This window comes from Caldovatus sediminis, assembly GCF_014644455.1.
GTDB lineage: Bacteria > Pseudomonadota > Alphaproteobacteria > Acetobacterales > Acetobacteraceae > Caldovatus > Caldovatus sediminis.
This window is the reverse complement of sequence record NZ_BMKS01000029.1, coordinates 1-16,473: the sequence shown is the minus strand read 5'-3', so window position 1 is coordinate 16,473 and position 16,473 is coordinate 1. Positions and strand designations below refer to the sequence as shown.

17 protein-coding genes and 2 pseudogenes are annotated in these 16,473 nt (G+C 74.2%); 13 read left to right on the top strand and 6 right to left on the bottom strand.

Translation table 11 applies throughout. The features are described 5' to 3' along the window. The 10 genes and pseudogenes from IEX99_RS22000 to IEX99_RS21960 all read left to right on the top strand — a co-directional run. Positions 1-707: pseudogene (locus tag IEX99_RS22000) on the top strand (phage tail protein); the annotation flags it as partial. 10 nt (positions 708-717) lie between these two features. Further along, positions 718-2,556 carry a pectate lyase family protein gene (locus IEX99_RS21995; RefSeq protein WP_188904341.1) on the top strand — a complete coding sequence of 613 codons (1,839 nt, stop codon included), beginning with the start codon at positions 718-720 and terminating at the stop codon, positions 2,554-2,556. A 539-nt stretch (positions 2,557-3,095) separates the two neighbouring features. Further along, complete coding sequence (locus IEX99_RS21990; protein ID WP_229678217.1) at positions 3,096-4,562, top strand: multicopper oxidase family protein; 1,467 nt, start codon at positions 3,096-3,098, stop codon at positions 4,560-4,562. A gap of 29 nt (positions 4,563-4,591) precedes the next feature. Further along, positions 4,592-5,056, top strand: coding sequence for a DUF411 domain-containing protein (locus tag IEX99_RS21985; protein WP_188904339.1), 465 nt, complete (start codon positions 4,592-4,594; stop codon positions 5,054-5,056). Between the two features lie 42 nt (positions 5,057-5,098). After that, a complete protein-coding gene (locus IEX99_RS22745) occupies positions 5,099-5,227 on the top strand; it encodes a hypothetical protein (RefSeq protein WP_268237534.1) in 129 nt (42 codons plus the stop codon). Beyond that, positions 5,224-5,709: a c-type cytochrome gene (locus IEX99_RS21980; RefSeq protein WP_188904337.1), complete on the top strand. Its 486-nt coding sequence runs from the start codon at positions 5,224-5,226 to the stop codon at positions 5,707-5,709. The genes IEX99_RS22745 and IEX99_RS21980 overlap by 4 nt, the downstream gene beginning before the upstream one ends. A 379-nt stretch (positions 5,710-6,088) precedes the next feature. After that, on the top strand, positions 6,089-6,805 hold the full coding sequence (locus IEX99_RS21975; protein ID WP_188904335.1) for an SCO family protein: 717 nt from the start codon (positions 6,089-6,091) through the stop codon (positions 6,803-6,805). 21 nt (positions 6,806-6,826) lie between these two features. Beyond that, complete coding sequence (locus IEX99_RS21970) at positions 6,827-7,561, top strand: cytochrome c biogenesis CcdA family protein (protein WP_188904333.1); 735 nt, start codon at positions 6,827-6,829, stop codon at positions 7,559-7,561. Between the two features lie 91 nt (positions 7,562-7,652). Further along, entirely contained in the window at positions 7,653-8,312 is a 660-nt protein-coding gene (locus tag IEX99_RS21965; protein WP_229678216.1) for a TlpA family protein disulfide reductase, read from the top strand. An 88-nt stretch (positions 8,313-8,400) separates the two neighbouring features. Then, positions 8,401-8,637, top strand: coding sequence for a hypothetical protein (locus tag IEX99_RS21960; RefSeq protein WP_188904331.1), 237 nt, complete (start codon positions 8,401-8,403; stop codon positions 8,635-8,637). Between the two features lie 60 nt (positions 8,638-8,697). Here IEX99_RS21960 and IEX99_RS21955 read toward each other — a convergent pair whose 3' ends face one another. Then, on the bottom strand, positions 8,698-9,366 hold the full coding sequence (locus IEX99_RS21955) for a cation transporter (RefSeq protein ID WP_188904329.1): 669 nt from the start codon (positions 9,364-9,366) through the stop codon (positions 8,698-8,700). A 70-nt stretch (positions 9,367-9,436) separates the two neighbouring features. Between IEX99_RS21955 and IEX99_RS21950 the strand changes: the two are divergent. The 3 genes and pseudogenes from IEX99_RS21950 to IEX99_RS21940 all read left to right on the top strand — a co-directional run. Next, a pseudogene (locus IEX99_RS21950) lies at positions 9,437-9,844 on the top strand (MerR family transcriptional regulator); the annotation flags it as partial. 173 nt (positions 9,845-10,017) lie between these two features. Then, positions 10,018-10,716, top strand: coding sequence for a class I SAM-dependent methyltransferase (locus IEX99_RS21945; protein WP_229678215.1), 699 nt, complete (start codon positions 10,018-10,020; stop codon positions 10,714-10,716). Between the two features lie 101 nt (positions 10,717-10,817). After that, positions 10,818-11,222, top strand: a complete 405-nt coding sequence (locus tag IEX99_RS21940) for a hypothetical protein (RefSeq protein ID WP_188904326.1) — start codon at positions 10,818-10,820, stop codon at positions 11,220-11,222. Positions 11,223-11,250: 28 nt separating this feature from the next. On the opposite strand, the gene IEX99_RS21935 is transcribed toward IEX99_RS21940, so the two are convergent. From IEX99_RS21935 to IEX99_RS21915, 5 genes are all read right to left on the bottom strand, one after another. Continuing rightward, on the bottom strand, positions 11,251-13,803 hold the full coding sequence (locus IEX99_RS21935) for an NAD-dependent epimerase/dehydratase family protein (protein ID WP_188904324.1): 2,553 nt from the start codon (positions 13,801-13,803) through the stop codon (positions 11,251-11,253). A gap of 168 nt (positions 13,804-13,971) precedes the next feature. Next, positions 13,972-14,289: a hypothetical protein gene (locus IEX99_RS21930; protein WP_188904322.1), complete on the bottom strand. Its 318-nt coding sequence runs from the start codon at positions 14,287-14,289 to the stop codon at positions 13,972-13,974. 63 nt (positions 14,290-14,352) lie between these two features. Then, a complete protein-coding gene (locus IEX99_RS21925; RefSeq protein WP_188904320.1) occupies positions 14,353-14,670 on the bottom strand; it encodes a hypothetical protein in 318 nt (105 codons plus the stop codon). A gap of 187 nt (positions 14,671-14,857) precedes the next feature. Beyond that, on the bottom strand, positions 14,858-15,220 hold the full coding sequence (locus IEX99_RS21920) for a hypothetical protein (protein ID WP_188904318.1): 363 nt from the start codon (positions 15,218-15,220) through the stop codon (positions 14,858-14,860). 316 nt (positions 15,221-15,536) lie between these two features. Further along, positions 15,537-16,332 (bottom strand): IS5 family transposase gene (locus IEX99_RS21915; protein WP_188904343.1). Its coding sequence is split into 2 segments (ribosomal slippage): positions 15,537-15,984 and positions 15,983-16,332, totalling 798 coding nucleotides; the frame shifts between segments, so codons are not numbered across the junction. Positions 16,333-16,473 lie beyond the last annotated feature (141 nt).

Genomic DNA, 16,473 nt, shown 5'->3' with positions numbered 1-16,473 from the left:
ACCGGGTCGGGCCCTTCCCGGCGCGGGTGACGGGCTGGCGGCTGTCGCCGGACGGCGGCGTGGACCTCACCCTCTCCGAGGAGGACCCCGCCGTCTGGGACTGGAACCCGGCGGTGGACGAGCGCGCCGCCGGCGACAGCCCCTCCGTGGTGCTGCCGAACCCCGGCGTTATCGCCGCGCCGGCCGCGATCGCGGTGGACACCCCCACCGGCGTCACCTTCGCCGCCCTCGGCGTGTCGTGGGCGGTGGTCGGCAGCGCCTATCTCGCCGGCTACGAGCTCGAGTTCCGCCCGGCCTCCGTCGCCACCTGGCAGGGCTACGGTGGCGCCCTCGGCGCGACCGCGGCCTCGGTCCCGACCGCCGAGCCGACCGCCGTCCGGGCGCGCGCGGTCGCCCGCAGCGGGGCGGTGTCGGGCTGGCGGGAGGCCCCCATCCCCGGCGCCGTGACCGCGGTGGCTGCCCTCGGCATCACCGGCGGCGTGCGGCTGTCGGGCGGCTTCCCGGCCGACGCGGTGCGCCTGCAGATCTTTGAGGCGTCGTCGAACAGCCTCGCCGCCGCGCAAAAACTCGGGGCCGAGCCCACTGCGCTGCCCTGGGACCGCACCGGCCTCACCGCCGGCCAGGCCCGCTGGTACTGGCTCCGCGCCGTCTCCGCCGAGCGCAACGTCTCGGCCCTCGTCGGGCCCGTCACCGCCACCGCGCTGTAGGAGCCGCGACATGGCCGCCCGCATCGACGACCTGATGGTCCTCGGCCAGAACATCTCCAAGACCGACCTGGCGAAGTACCTCCGCGACCGCGAGGCGGTGCTGCCGCGCGACTTCGGCGGCCTCGGCGACGGCGCCGCCAACGACCGCGCCGCCATCCAGGCCTGCTTCGACCGCGCCGCGGCGGACGGGAAGTTCGCCGTCATCCCGCCCGGCACCTGGAACGTCGACGCCGGGGTCACCCTCGGCGGCGGCGCGCGCGGGCTGATCATGCAGGGGGTGATCCAGTACACCGGCGCGGCGAACGCCCCCGCGACGGTGCTGACGCTCGGCGACGGCGGCACCACCCGCAACGGCGAGAAGCTCTATCTCGGGCTGCAGGTCACGCGGCAGATCCAGTCCGACTGGGCGAGCGAGGCGGACATCGGCATCCTCGCCCGCAACCTCGACGCCTCGCTGCTCGACCTCCGCCTGGTCTCGGGCTTCACCATCGGGCTGCGCACGCTGGGCGACGGCCGTGGCTTCGAGGACACCACGCTGATCCTCGGGCGGATCCTGAACAACCGCTACGGCCTCGACGCGCACTGCGCCACCGCCACGGCCTGGAACACCTCGATCCGCTACTACGGCGGCCACTTCGCCTGCGCCACCGGGATCAACCCCACCCTGGACCGCTATGGCGTGCGCTTCTCCCGCGGCGCGGCCGACGCCTACAACAACCACAACCGGCACGTCTTCGACGCGCCGAACTTCGAGCTGCGCCAGCTCGACCCGAACGTCGCCATCCCCTTCCTGAACGAGACCGACGGCTCGGCGATCATCGGCCGGGCGCTGCGCATGGAGGCCTGCTCGCCGATCGTGGCGCGGCACACCGGGGCGGCGCAGGACTGCGAGTACGAAGTGGCCTGGGCGCAGACCTACGCCATCGGCATCGAGTACACCGCGACGGCCAGCCGCTGCGGCAACGCCGTCCTCAATCGCCACCGCGCCCCGGCCTCGCGCCACCTGCGGCTGCTCGGTGGCATGCCGAACCTCCGGGCCGCGGCCTTCCGACACAGCGCGACCGAGGTCGGCGTTGAGGGGCTGGCCGCAATCGCCACCTCGACCACAACGGCCACGACGCTGGCCGGGCTGTCCTTCAACGGCCTGGACGGCATCACGCCCACCGCGCGCGGCCTGCTGCTGGATGCGCAGAAGGGCTTCGCCTTCGTGGTGGACACCCGCTCGGCCAAGGAGTTCGCCCTGGCGCACTGGCTGGTGGGCGGCGCGGACGGCGGGCGCCTGTTCGTGCGCTGCTTCGACGCGGCGATGGCCGTGCGAGAGGACGTCGCCGGCGACGTGCTGGCCTCGCTCACCACCATGCAGTGGAACAGCCCCTCCAAGGCCTGGACCGGCGGCGCCACGATGGCCGATTCCTCACTCAACCGCCGCATGACGGTGCGGCTCGGGCCCGCGGTCGCCTTCGCCCAGATCGGCATCGTCGGCTTCGACGGGCAGATCGAGCTCGAGGCGCTTCGGCTTTACGGCCTGCCCGAGGCAGCACCGGCGTTGCTTTGCGGCTCACCCACCCTGCCGGTGGGCCAGCGGGAGTTCGCCGCCGAGGTCTCCTGGGATTTGCCAAACCTGGCCCCGGGCGCGACCAGCCTGCTCGACGTGACCGTCACCGGCTGCCGGCAGGGCGACCTGGCGGAGGCGGCGCTGGCCTCCTCGACCCGCTTCATCGAGCTCGATGCGACCGCCTGGACCAGCAACACGGTGCGGGTGATGGCGCGCAACATCTCGCCCACGGCGACCTTCGACCTCGGGCCGGCCACGCTCTCCGTCGCGGTGACGAAGCGGCGGATCCCGTAACGATCCAGGGAAGTCCGTCGCCGGCAACACGGGCCGGGGATCGACGCGGCGCCCAGGCGGGCCTATGTGTCGGCCATGCGGGGTATCCTGCGGACCGTGCTGGCGATGCTGATTCTGGCGCTCATGGCCGGAACGGTGTTGCACGCCACCCGCGCGGCCGCGATGGACCTCGCCATGGCTGCGGCCGCGGCCACCGGTATGGCGATGCCCGGCTGCGACGGATGCGGCGACGACGGGGGCGCCCCCCCGGGCTCCGCCATGGCCTCCTGCGCAGCGCTCTGTGCGACGCCCCCGATGGCGCCACCTAGCTTCGTCCCGCAGTTGGCGCCCTCCGCGCCGGCCGCGGCCGAGCCCATCGTGGACCTGCCCGCTCCGGTCGGGCTGGCCGGTCCACCCGACCTCCATCCCCCCAGAACCATCGTCCTGAGCTAAGGGTCCGCGCCGCTCGCCGGCGCAGGGCCCCGCCACCGCCTGTCCGCGCGTGCGCCCCGCCCGCGCGCGGAGGGCCACCCGCCCTCGCGGAAGGACGACGGACGACCGTGCCCATTTCCCGCCTGCCGGCGCCCGGCCGCAGGTCCCTCATGCTGGGCGGCAGTGCCGCCCTGGCGGCCACGGCCGGCCTGCGCCGCGCCCCCGCCGCACGCGCAGCCGACCGCCTGGGCGGCGGCCCCGCCACGATCCGCCTCGCCGCCCAAGCGGGCACCGTGCCCCTGGTCGGCCCACCCCACCCGGCGACGCTCGTCTGGGGCTACGACGGCCGGATCCCCGGGCCCGAGATCCGGGTGCGCCAGGGCGAGCGGCTGCGCGTCGTGCTGGAGAACCGGCTCCCCGAGGAGACCACGATCCACTGGCATGGACTGCGGGTGCCCAACGCCATGGACGGCGTGCCGCACCTGACCCAGGATCCCGTCCCGCCTGGCGGAACCTTCGCCTACGAGTTCGACGTCGAGGACGCCGGCACCTACTGGTACCACCCGCACGTCAGGGGCGCCGAGCAGGTCGCACGCGGCCTCTGCGGCGCGCTGATCGTGGAGGAGCGCGAGCCGCCGCCCACGATCGACCGCGACGTCACCTGGGTGCTCGGCGACTGGCGGCTGCAGGAGGACGCGCAGCTCGCCGGCGGCTTCGGCAACCGCATGGATGCCGGGATGGCCGGCCGGATCGGCAACACGGTCACGGTCAACGGCCGGGTGCCGGAGGAGCCCTTCGCGGTGCGCGCCGGCGAGCGCATCCGGCTGCGGCTGGTCAACGCCGCCACCGCGCGGATCTTCGGCCTCGTGTTCGAGGGGCACGCGCCGCTGGTCGTGGCACTGAACGGCCATCCGGTGCAGCCGCACGCCCCCGGGGACGGCCGCGTCGTGCTCGGCCCCGGGGAGCGCGCCGATCTCGTGCTCGACATGACGGGCCGGCCCGGCGCGCGCGCCCGCGTCCTCGACACCTTCTACTCCAGGCTCGAATACCGGCTGCTCGACCTCGCCTACGGCCCGCAGCCGCTGCGCGACCGCCCGCAGGCCGCGCCGGTCCCCGCGCTGCCGGCCAACCCGCTGCCCGAGCCCGAGCTCACCCGGGCCGAGCGCCACGCAGTGGTGCTCGGCGGTGGGATGATGGGCCGTCTCGACGGCGCCCGGGTGGACGGCCGCTGGCTGGAGCCGCGCGAGATGCTGCGGCACGGGATCGCCTGGACGATCAACGGCCTCGCCGCCGCGCCCGGGCACCACGTGCACGAGCCGCTGGCGGTGCTGCGCCGCGGCGCGTCCTACGTGCTCGCCTTGCGCAACGAGACCGCTTGGTGGCACCCGATGCATCTGCACGGGCACGCCTTCCGCATCCTTTCGCGCAATGGCGCGCCGACATCGCGGCGCGAATGGGGGGACACGGTGCTGATCCCGCCGCGCGACAGCGCCGAGATCGCCTTCGTCGCCGACAACCCGGGCGACTGGATGTTCCACTGCCACGTCCTCGAGCACCAGGCCGCGGGGATGATGGGCGTCGTCCGCGTGGCCTGACCCGCCCCCCGAACCGAAGGAGACACCCCATGCCCCTGACCCGCCGCACCGCCGCCGTCCTTCTCGCTGCGACCGCCGTCGCGCCGCTGGCCCCGTCGCCGTCGCACGCCGCGACCGACGCCGGCGAGGCCGTGCTCTACAAGAACCCGCAGTGCGGCTGCTGCGGGGGCCACGCCGACCACCTCCGCCGGAACGGCTTCCGGGTGCGCGTGGTGGAGACGCACGACCTCCCGCTCATCAAGCAACGGCACGGCGTGCCGGAGGCGCTCGAGGGCTGCCACACCACGCTGGTCGGCGGCTACGTCGTCGAAGGCCACGTGCCGGCGGGCGTGCTGCACCGGCTGCTCGCCGAGCGCCCGGCGATCCGGGGCATCTCGCTGCCCGGCATGCCGCTCGGCTCGCCGGGCATGAACGGGCCGAAGACCGAGCCCTTCACCATCTACACGCTGCCGCGCGACGCGGCGGCGGAGCCCGCGGTCTATGCGGTCGAGTAGCGCCGGCGCCGAGCCGCGGACGTGCCGCCGGGAGGGCCGACGATGATGCACGGCATGATGGACGGCGGGATGATGTGGGGCATGGGGCTGATCTGGCTCCTGCTCCTCGTGCTCCTCGTCCTCGGGATCGCCGCCCTGGTGAAGTACTTGTTCGGCGGGCGGCGCGGATGACCAGGGGCCGCGCGCTGGCGCTCGGCGCCGCCGCCGTCCTCGCCGGGGCCGTCGGCCTCGGCGCGGCGGCGCTCGGGTTCGGCTGGCTTGGACCGCCGGTGCCGGCCGTCGCCGACGCGGGCGATCCGGCGCAGGTCGCGCTCGGCCGGCGCGTCTACGCCGAGCGCTGTGCGTCCTGCCACGGCGCGAACCTGGAAGGGCAGCCGAACTGGCGGGAGCGCCGGCCCGACGGCCGCCTGCCCGCGCCGCCGCACGACGCCACCGGCCACACCTGGCACCACCCGGACGCGCAGCTGATCGAGCTGACGCGGAAGGGCCTGAGCGGGATCCTGCCCGGCTACGAGAGCGACATGCCGGCCTTCGAGGGCGTGCTGCCGGAGGCCGAGATCGCGGCCGTCATTGCCTTCATCACGAGCACCTGGCCGCCCGAGATCCGCCGCCTGCGGCAAGAGCGCCTCGGCGCCGCGGCCTCCCGGCCCTGAGCCTTCCTCAGAGCAGCTTGCTCAAGGAGATGCACATGCAGACGACACCGACGAACATCCTCCCGCCCTCCGGGGCATGCTGCGCAACGCCGTCCGCGCGGTGGTCCGGCGGCCGCACGTTCCTGGCCGCGGCCTTGGCGACCTCGGCCCTGGGTGCCGCGGGCGCGCTGGCGGCCGGCGGCTGGAGCTGGCTGGTCGCCGCCGGCGTCGCACCGGTGCTGCTAGGCGCGCTGCCTTGCCTCGCCATGTGCGCCCTTGGCCTCTGCATGGGCCGCATGGGGAGCGGGTGCGCCGCCGATCGAGCCGCGACTCCCTCGCCCTCGGACGCGCCGGTGGATGCGCGCTCCGTGCCTGTCCCCTCCCGGCAGGGAGGCACGGCATGAGACGGCGCGTCATCCTCCTCGCCCTCGCGGTGGCGCCCCCGGCCTTCGCCGCCCTGGCCCTGCCCGCACCGGCCGGAGCGCATTCGCTCCCGGACGTCGAGGGCCGGCTGCACGACCGCGAGCGGTTCTTCCAGCCGCTCGAGGCGCGCCCCGCGCCGGACTTCGCGCTGCAGGACGCGGAGGGCCGGCCGGTGCGCCTGGCCGATCTGCGCGGCAAGGTGGTCGTGCTGCACTTCGTCTACGCGAGCTGCCCCGACGTCTGCCCGCTGCACGCGGAGCTGATCGCGCGGGTCCAGGGGATGGTGAACCTCACCCCCATGCGCGACCAGGTGCGCTTCGTCACCGTCACCACCGACCCCGAGCGGGACACGCCCGAGGTGCTGCGGGGCTACGGCGAGGCGCGCGGCCTGGACCCCGCGAACTGGACCTTCCTGACGAGCGGGGCGGCGCGGCCGGAGGAGGGCCGCCGGCTGGCCGAGGCCTACGGCCTGCGCTTCGTGCCGACGCCGGAGGGCATGCAGATGCACGCGGTCGTCACGCACGTGGTCGACCGCGAGGGCCGGCTGCGGGCGAAGTTCCACGGCCTCGACTTCGACCCGACGAACCTCGTCGTCTACCTGAACGCGCTGACCCACGACGAGGAGGGCGGAGGCCATGTTCCGCCGCCCCGCCCGGCGCCGGGCGTCTGGGAACGGCTGAGAGGCCTGTTCTGAGCGGGGCGGAGCGCCGGGCCAATGACGCCGCTCGACCTTTCTCCCTTCGGCCTGGCGCTGGCCTTCGGCGCGGGGCTGGTCTCCTTCGCCTCGCCCTGCGTGCTGCCGCTGGTGCCGGGCTATCTGGCCTGGGTCGCCGGCACCGACCTCGCCGGGGCGCAGGCGCGCCGCGGCAGGACCTTCCGCCTCGGCCTGTTCTTCGTGCTCGGCTTCGGGGCGGTCTTCATCGCGCTCGGCGCCAGCGCCACCGGCCTCTCCGGCCTGCTGCGGCGCTGGAGCGCCGAGGCGGCGGTCGCCGGCGGGGCGCTGGTGGCGGCGATGGGCCTGGTGCAGATGGGCCTGCTGCGCCTGCCCGTGCCGCTGCTGCGCGACCTCCGCCTCCGCCCGGCGCTCGAGGGCGGAACGCCGGGTCAGGCGGCGCTGGTGGGGGTGGCCTTCGGCTTCGGCTGGACGCCCTGCATCGGCCCGGTGCTCGCGGCGGTGCTCGCGGCGGCGGCGACGAGCGCCACGGCGGCCGGGGGCGTGGCGCTGCTCGCGGCCTACGCCGCCGGGCTCGGCGTGCCCTTCCTGCTCGCCGCGCTCTACCTGCCCGAACTGCTGGGCCGGGCGAGGCGCGCCGCCCGCCTCGGCCTGTGGCTGCAGCGCGGCGCCGGCGCGGCAATGGTCGCGATGGGCATCGCGATGGCCACCGGTGACCTGACGCGCTTCGGGGCCTGGATGCTGCAGACCTTCCCGGCGCTGGCGTTGATCGGGTGAACAAAGGAGTGCCCGGAATGCACGCGTCCCCTGGCCACACGCCCGCGCCGCGAGGGCGCGGGGAGCCGACCGAAACCGGAGAAGGCGCACCGTGAGCGGCGGCTCCGGCGGACGATCCGGCACACCGCGGCGGATCGCGCTCGCTACGATCGCGGCGGCGGCAGCGGCTGCGATCGCCTTCGTCCTGCGCCCGGTCCGCCAAGCACACCTCCTTTCCGGGCCCGCCATGCCCTCGACCGCGCCGGCGGACCGGCTCGCGCTCGTGCCCGTCGACCCGCCGCGGCCCGTGCCCGAGCTGCGCTTCGTCCGGGGCGACGGGCGGGCCGCGGCCCTCGGGGAGTTCCGCGGCCGCGCGGTCCTGCTGAACCTCTGGGCGACCTGGTGCGTCCCTTGCCGGGTGGAGATGCCGGCGCTCGACCGGCTGCAGGCCGCGCTCGGAGGCGCCGAGTTCGAGGTCGTGGCGCTCTCCCTCGACCGCGGCGGCCCGCCGGCCGTCGAGGCGTTCTACCGGGAGGTCGGCCTCCGCGCACTCGGCGCCTACGCGGATCCGACGGGCGAGGCGTCGCGGGCGCTGGGCGCGGTCGGCATCCCGACGACGCTGCTGATCGACCGCGAGGGCCGGGAGGTCGCGCGGAAGATCGGGCCGGCCGAGTGGGACGGCCCGGAGATGGTCGGCGCCATCCGGCGGCACCTCGGCCTTTCGGGCGGCGCCGGCGAGGCGGCCGTCGTCGCCCCCACTTCGCGGCGCTGAGGCGAACGGGGCGGACGCGAAGGGAGCATCACGGACGAGCGGCGACCTCGGACCGGTCGCCAAAGGAGGAAGGATGCCGCATCCCCGGTTGGAGGAGCTGATCCTGGCGGCGTTCAGGCGCGCCGATGCCGAAGGCCGCCGGGATGCGGCCGAGCACCTGATGCGTGCCCTCGAGGCGCTCTGCCCCTGCCTCGACGTGGCGCCCGGCGGCTCGGCGTTGGCCGAGGCCTACCGCGACCTGGCGCGGGAGGCTCCGGCGGGACCAGTCGACCACGGGGATGGCAAGGCGGCCCGGCGCCGGGGCGCCGGGAAGCGATTTCACTGAGTGCGCGTGCGGCGCACGCCTGCGCGCGGGACCACGGCGGACGGGCTCAGCCCACCGGCCTCATTCGGCGGCCGCGGGCACCGGGCGCCCGACTCGCCCCGCCCTCTCGGCCCGCAGCTCCCCGAGCGCCTGGCCCACGATCTGCCGGCCGCCCCAGAGGCCGAGCGCGGCCATGACCGAGGCCACGGCGAGGTCCGGCCAGCCGGTGCCGGTGCCGAACACCCCGGCTGCCGCCAGCAGCACGGCCAGGTTGCCGATGGCGTCGTTCCTCGAACAGATCCAGACCGAGCGCATGTTGGCGTCGCCGCCGCGCCAGCGGTAGAGCATCAGGGCGACGCCGGCGTTGGCCGCCAGCGCCAGCACGCCCACCGCGCCCATGACCGGCGCCGCCGGCAGCGTGCCGGCGAGGGCGTGCCAGGCGGTGTTGCCGAGGACCCAGAGCCCCAGGGCGGCGAGCGACAGCCCCTTCAGGAGCGCCGCGCGCGCCCGCCAGGCCAGCGCCATGCCGGCCACGCCCAGGCTGATCGCGTAGTTCGCCGCGTCGCCGAGGAAGTCCATCGCGTCGGCCTGCAGCGAGGCGGAGCCGGCCGCGACGCCGGCCGCCAGCTCGGCCAGGAACATGCCGGCATTGACCGCCAGCGCGATCCAGAGCGCGCGGCGCCACCCCGCCTCGCGCGGGGGCGGGGCGGAGGCGGAACAGGACGGTCCACTGCAGCATCCGGCGGCCATGGCTCGGGCACCTCGATTTTCCGGGCGAGGCGCCACATGTGGGCCTTGTAGCGGCTACAGGGTCAAGGCCATGGCCGAGGATCGGCTGACGATCGGCGAGTTGGCGCGGGCGACGGGGACCAAGGCGGAGACGATCCGCTACTACGAGCGGATCGGGCTGCTGCCCCTGCCTCCGCGCACCGGCGCCGGGAGCTATCGCACCTACACGCCGGCGCACGCTCGGCGGCTCGCCTTCGCGCGCCGCGCGCGGGCGCTGGGCTTCACCATCGAGCAGGTGCGGGCCCTCCTCGGTCTGGCCGGGCGGCGGGAGAGCGACTGCGGCGAGGTCGACGCCATCGCGCGCGAGCACCTGGCCGAGGTGGAGCGCAAGCTGGCCGACCTGGCGGCGCTGCGCGATGAGCTGCGGGGCCTGATCGGCGCCTGCGGACGGGGCGGGACGACGATCGCCGAATGCCGGATCGTCGAGGCGCTGCTGCCGCCGCCCTTCGGCGATCGGAGCGAGGGCTCGGCGGGGACTGCCCGCACCGCGGCGGCACCGGCAAGGCCATCGGCCAGGTCATCCAGGGAATCGCCGGCGGCCGACGCGGGCCCGTCCAGCGGCATCCGATCGATCAAGAGCCCCGGTAGGCACGTGCGGCGCGGAGCAGCGCCTTGAGCATCTACGGCCGCTGGATCCTGCCGCGCCTGATCGACTGGACGATGCGCGCCGAGGATCTCGCGCCCTACCGCGAGCGGCTGGTGCCGCGCGCGCGCGGGCGCGTGCTCGAGGTCGGCGTCGGCTCGGGCCTCAACCTTCCCCTCTACGGCCCGGGAGTCGAGCAGGTGGTCGGCCTCGACCCCTCGGCGGAGCTCCTGCGCCGCGCCGCGCCGCTCGCCGCGCGGGCCGCCGTCCCCGTCCACCTCGTCCGCGCGGCGGCCGAGGCGATCCCGCTCGCGGACCGCAGCGTGGACACGGTCGTGATGGCCTGGACCCTGTGCAGCCTGGGCGACGCCCGCGCCGGCCTCGCCGAGATGCGCCGCGTGCTCAGGCCCGGCGGGGCGCTCCTCTTCGTCGAGCACGGGCTGGCGCCGGAGCCCGGGGTCGCCGCCTGGCAGCATCGCCTCGACCCCCTGTGGGTCCGGATCAGCTGCCACCTGGACAACCCGGTGGACCGGATACTGCGCGAGGCGGGGTTCGAGGTGGTCGAGTTGGCCTCGGGCTACCTCGGCCGGGGGCCGAAGCCGATGACCTTCCTGTACGAGGGGCGGGCGCGGCCGGCGGCCGATCCATGGGCGAGCGGACCGCCAGGTGCCTGGGCCGGCCCTGATCCGACCCGTCGAGCCGGTCCAAGCGGCGCCGCCGTCTCGTGACCCCGATGCGCCCTCCCGCCGGCCCGCACGACGCGCCCTCCGCCCCTGCCTGGCCACGCGGCAGCCTCTTCCGTCGCGCCCTCGCAGCGCCCGCGGCGAACGTGGCGCTCTTCGCCTTCCTGCTGAACTACCCATGGGAGTTCCTGCAGGCGCCGCTGTTCCGCGGCATGGCCGCGGCGCCGCACTGGGAGGGCGTCGTGCTGTGCACCCGCGCCGCGCTCGGCGACGCGGTCCTCGCGGTGGTGGCCTTCTGGGGCGTCGCCGCGGTGGCCGGGACGCGGCGGTGGATCCTCCATCCGAGCGCCCTGCAGGTCGTGGGCTTCGTCGGCGTCGGTCTGGTGATCACGCTGGCGCTGGAGCGGCTGGCGACCGGCCCGCTCGGGCTGTGGGAATACGCGGAGGCCATGCCGGTCCTCCCGCTGCTCGGAGCCGGGCTCGCGCCGGCGCTGCAGTGGATCCTGCTGCCGCCGTTGGTGGCGTGGTTCGTCCGGCGGCAGCTGACTTGACGGGAGGCCGCGGCCCCCTCGGTCGCGTTCAGACGACGTAGCGATCCCAGGCGCCGTAGTGCTCCGCGCTGCGCCGGCCGCGCGGCAGGCTCAGCCCGACGATCACCAGCCCGCTGACGATGTCGTTCCAGGCGCCGGCCACGCCGGCACCGTCCGCAAGCAGCCACGGCGCCGCGACCAGCCACAGCCCGAACAGGACGTTGAGGAACCTGAGCGGCCGCGCCACCTCCGCCATGGCGCAGACCGCGACGGTGATGACCAGCGCCCCGACCAGGTGGTCGCTGTCGGCCAGCAGGCCCTCGGTGCCGAAGACGGCGCGCGAGAACATCAGCCACGCACCGAGGGCGCAGCTCGCCAGCAATGTCCAGGGCAGGGTCACGCCGCGCACCGCAGCCGCGACCTGATCCGCGAGCGGCGCCGCGAAGCCCGGATCCTTCCCCTCCGTCGCGCCGCCGCCGACCTCCGGACCGCCCTGAAGGAAGGTGCGCAGGAAGGGCCGGCCCGCGCGGTGGCTGCGCAGCATGTACTGGCCCATCGCCACCACCTCGTCGAGGGTGAGCGGGATCATCACCAGCATCGCCGCCGCGGCGATGAGGCAGAGCGTGCAGTAGGTGCCGATCATGATCGGCTGGATGATGATGAAGAAGATCGAGACGCCGCCGAGCGGCACCACCAGGATGAAGAAGAAGGTCACCATCCACGGCATGGTGCGCCAGCGCGTGGCGGTGCCCATCGCCCCCATCAGCGCCTCCAGCATGTAGCTGGTCGCGCCCAGCCCCGCGTCGGCGATCGGCCAGGCGCGCGAGACGTCCGACGTGATGATGTGCTCAGTGCCGTTCTTCGCGCCCTCGCCGGAGAAGAAGGGCTCCCAGACCGCGCCGACGTGGCCGAGCTGGTAGGCCGCCATGTAGCGGGCGATGAGGAAGCCGAACAGGCCGAGCGCGATCATCGGCAGGCGCTGCAGCCAGGTGGAGGGCGAGTAGCTCCAGCCGGGCGGGACCGTGGTCTCGTCCATCATGCCCTCGTGGCTCATGCCCGGCATCATCGGCACGAGGACGGAGAAGGCGATGGCGAGCGCGCCCACGACGGTGTCGTTCGCATAGGCCGCCGCGCTCGGCGTCCAGAGGAACAGCGGCGCGAAGAGCAGCCAGAGGCCGACGGCGGTCGTGCCCCATTGGGCCCAGGCGAAGCGCGGCGACAGCGCGAGCGTGCCGAACAGCATCAATAGCGCCCCCGCGAGAATGTCGCTCCAGCCGGTGAGCGCGTTGCGCAGCGCGGCGTCCCAGAGCCCCCGCTCCTGCGTGACGTCGCGGACGGTCGCCGCCGCCGCAGGGTCGAAGAGGGCGAACTGGAGCGGGCTGGTCAGCAGCCAGGCGCCCAGGGCAATGACCAGGAAGTGCACCCAGAGCATGCTCCGGTGCATCGCCGCCATCTCGGCCATGTGGCGCTGCATCGCCTCCCCGTCGTGCTCGCCACCGCCGTGCGCCGCGGGCGGCGCCTCGGAGGGGGCCCGCCCCGCCACCTTCGCCGCGTTGAGCTTGTTGGCCCGGTACCAGCCGACCGGGTCCTCCTTCAGCGCTGCGATCATCCCCGGCAGGGCCTGGCGTAGGCTGTGCCGCGGCTCCCATCCCAGCAGGTCGCGGGCGCGGGTGGTGTCGAGCTCGTAGCTGTCGTCGGCAATGTCCACCATCCAGGACCGGATGAACGGTTCCTCGCCGAGGACCTCCGTCTCCACCCAGGCGCCCGCCTTGGCGAGCGGCTTGGGGATCGTCCAGGTCTCCCAGTCCTCGCCGTGCAGCAGGCGCCCGACCGCGCGCTGCAGCTCGTCGTAGTCCATCACGTCCCGCTCACCGAGGAGCAGCGGCAGCTCCGGCGGCAGGTCCCGCCGCCGCTCGACGACGCGCGCGACGGCCTCGGCGAGGTCGTCGAGGTGCAGGAAGGACTGCCCGGCGCCGAGATGGCCGGGATAGACGTGCCCCTTCGGGCTGCGCTCGTGGATGCGGGCGATCTGGTGCGCGAGGAAGGTGTTGTGGCAGCGGTCGTCGTAGACGCCGGCGAGTCGGAGGTGGACGACCGGGATGTCGCCGCGCCGCTCGTGGATCAGCCGCTCGGCCTCGATCTTGGACGCGCGGTAGGGCAGCTTCGGGTCGAGGGATCGGCTCTCGTCGATGCGCTCCGCGGGTCTGCCGGCGCGATGCACGAGCATGGTGCTGGTGAAGACAAACTGCCCGACCTCGAATTCCTGCAGCCCGTGCAGCAGGCGCTCGGTGCCGCGGACGGTGATCTGCTCGTATTTCGGGTTCGGCTCTCCCGTCAGGTCGAAGTAGGCGGCGAGGTGGATCACCGACGCGATGCGGTTCCCGTGCAGTTCGCGGACCCGTGCCAGGGCCCCGCGCACGCCCTCGTCGGAGCCGAGATCGACCGGGACGAAGCTGCCCGAGGCAGGAAGTTGTTTCGGCTCGTGCTGGTCCAGGACGACGACGGTATGGCGTTCGGCCAGCCTCTCGACGATCGCGCGGCCGATGAACCCGCCGCCGCCGGTGACGAGGACCACATCCCTGTTCTTGGTGCCCACGGCCATGGCTCAAGGTTCTCCGGCGTGTCCGATCGGCCGCGCGGCGCGCAGCCGCCACGCGTTGGCGACGACGGCGCCAGGGGCCAACGACGGTGCCCCTCTCGGATGCCGCTCGCCCCGCGCCCGGAACCCGCCGCCGACAGGCGGCGGCGGGCGAGGCGACGCGACGGTCGGTCAGCCGCCCTGCTGGTTCGGCGCGGGCGTCGACGGGCCGGTGCCAGGCCCGCCCCGGCTCCGCGCCTCCATCATCCGGTTGCAGTTCTCCATCATCCGGTTCATCTGCGCCGGGTCCATCTGCCCCATCATGTTCATCATCCCCATCATGCCGCCGCCCATCATGCCCTGGCCGGGCTGTGGCGCGCCGGGCTGGGCCTGCTGGGCAGTGCCCGCCGGCGGGGCGGTACGGGTGTCCTGGGCGAGCACGCCCTGGGCGGCGACGAACCCGCCGACGAGGGCGGCGGCGGTGAACAGCGCGGTCTGCTTGCGAGACATGTCGGGTTCCTCTTCGTGACGGTTGTTCGGCGTGGGGAGCCAGCCGGACGGCGGATGGCGCCGTCAGGCAGCGTCCCGGCGCGACGGGTGCGCCTCCAGGTCGGAGGCGTCGGCTTGCGCGTGGCAGGATCCGCCGCCGCCCTTGGCCATGCACAGGCCGAGCGCGCACATCGCGGCGCAGGGCAGGACCGAGAGCACGAGCGGCGCGAGCCCGGCCGCCGCCAGCCAGGGCCAGCCGAGTGCCAAGGCGGCGCCGACCAGGGCGAAAACCCCCAGCACCACGGCCCAGCGGCTGCGTAGCCAGGGCGGCAGGCGGCCGACGAGGCCGCGGCGCGGCGGGGCTGCGGCGCGCGCGCTCGGAAGCGACGAGATGGCGTTCATGTCTTTTCTTTCTTCCCTTCTTCGATGCCGGGGACGGTGGCGTCCGCCTCGTGGGGGTGGAGGGCACGCCGGTCCATTCGGAGATCCTCTCCGCGCGCCGGACGGGGTGGCGCCACGCGCCTGCGCGTGGTCGCGCCACGGCGGGAGAGGTCGGCCGCGCCACCCCGGGGGTGGCGCGGCCCGCTCGTCAGGCGGGAAGGATCGGCGGAAAGAGGTCGGGCTCGACGACGAGGCCCGCGCCGACCCCGGGCGGCCCGGCGCCCCAGGTGCGCCCGTGCGGCACGACCGGGATCGACAGACCGGAACTGGGCAGCCCCACGACGGCGCAGCCGATCGCGAAGCCGGGGCAGCCGGCCAGGCACGGTTCCGGTGCGGTCGGGTTGCAGGGGGGGGCTGTGCGGACGCCGTGATGATCCGTCGCGGCGCCATCCATGGCGCCGCACGCCGCCGGCTCTGCCGGCGCAACCGACGCCGCAAGAGCCGGCGCCCCGACGAGGAGGCTCAGGAGCACCAGCACGATCGGCATCCGCTTGAGGATCGCGGCCCGCATGCGGCCAGAATGGCGCCGGGGCGCCTTGGTTTCAATGACGCGAAGTCGCGACGATCTTGCAGGGTCGACGCGGGGAGCAACGGGGCAGGATCGGGGCGAAGCGGCCCAGAGAATTTCGTTCCTGGGTTGCTATCGCTGCTCCAGTCGGTCCCTCGCAGAACATTCTCCGATTTGCCGGCACCGCTTTAAGCCGCAGTTTTCCCGCGCCTCTCTGCGCATATGTTGATGGTGCGAAGGCGGAACGAGCGCGCATTTCGCTCTCCAGGCGGTAGAGACTCTCCGGACCTTGAGGGTTGGGCGATTTGGCCAACAAGGTCTAGGCGGCGTGGACGAACCTGATCCATAGGCGGATCGAGGAGAGGGCGGCGAAGCCGAGGAAGCTATCGGCGGTCTGGTCGCAGCGGGTGGCGACGCGGCGGCTGTTCTTCAGGCGGTTGATGAAGCGCTCGATGCGGCTGCGCAGCGCGTAGAGGGGGCGGCTGACGCTGTGCTGGAGATGGCGGTTGCGCTTGGTGGGGATCTCTGGCGCGGCGCCGCGGTCGCGCAGGTCCTGCCAGATCGGGTCGCTGTCGCAGCCATTGTCGCCGAGCATGATGGCGGGATCGCTGTCGCGGGCCTGCATCAGCGCCTCGTAGTGCGAGCAGTCGGTCTCCTGCCCGGCGGTCACGTGCAGGGCGATGGGCAGGCCGTGGGCGTTGGCCCGGATGTGGGGCTTGCTCGTGAGCCCACCTCGCGAGCGGCCAAGACCCTGCCGATGAGTCCCCCCTTCCGCCGGCGGCGCAGCGGTGCGCCCGGATGCTGGTGCTGTCGCTCCTCTGCAGAAGGTCGGCGTCGCCGCCGCCATCGGCCAAGGCTTCGAGCATCACGTCCCACAGGCCCGAGGCGGTCCATCGTCGGAACTGACGGAATACCGAGTTCCAGTTGCCGAGTTCGGCCGGCAGGGCACGCCACGGCGTCCCGGTGCGCGCGATCCAGAAGCTGGCGTCGAGCACCCGCCGGCGGTCGCGCGGAGGCCTCCCCCCGAGCGGACTGGCGGACACCACGAAAGGTTCGAAGAAGGACCATTCCTCGTCGGTCAGACGCCCACGGATCAACGCCGAGCTCCATGCCAGAGATCAGCTTGGAATCACGTCCAGCCCCGGCTGGGAATCCCCCCAGACGCCAGTTTGTCCACGCGGCCTAGAGCGGTGGCGTCCCGTGTGGTGGTGTAGGAGGGTCAGAGCCCGGGGCGCGTAGCGAAGCCCCTGGTGGAG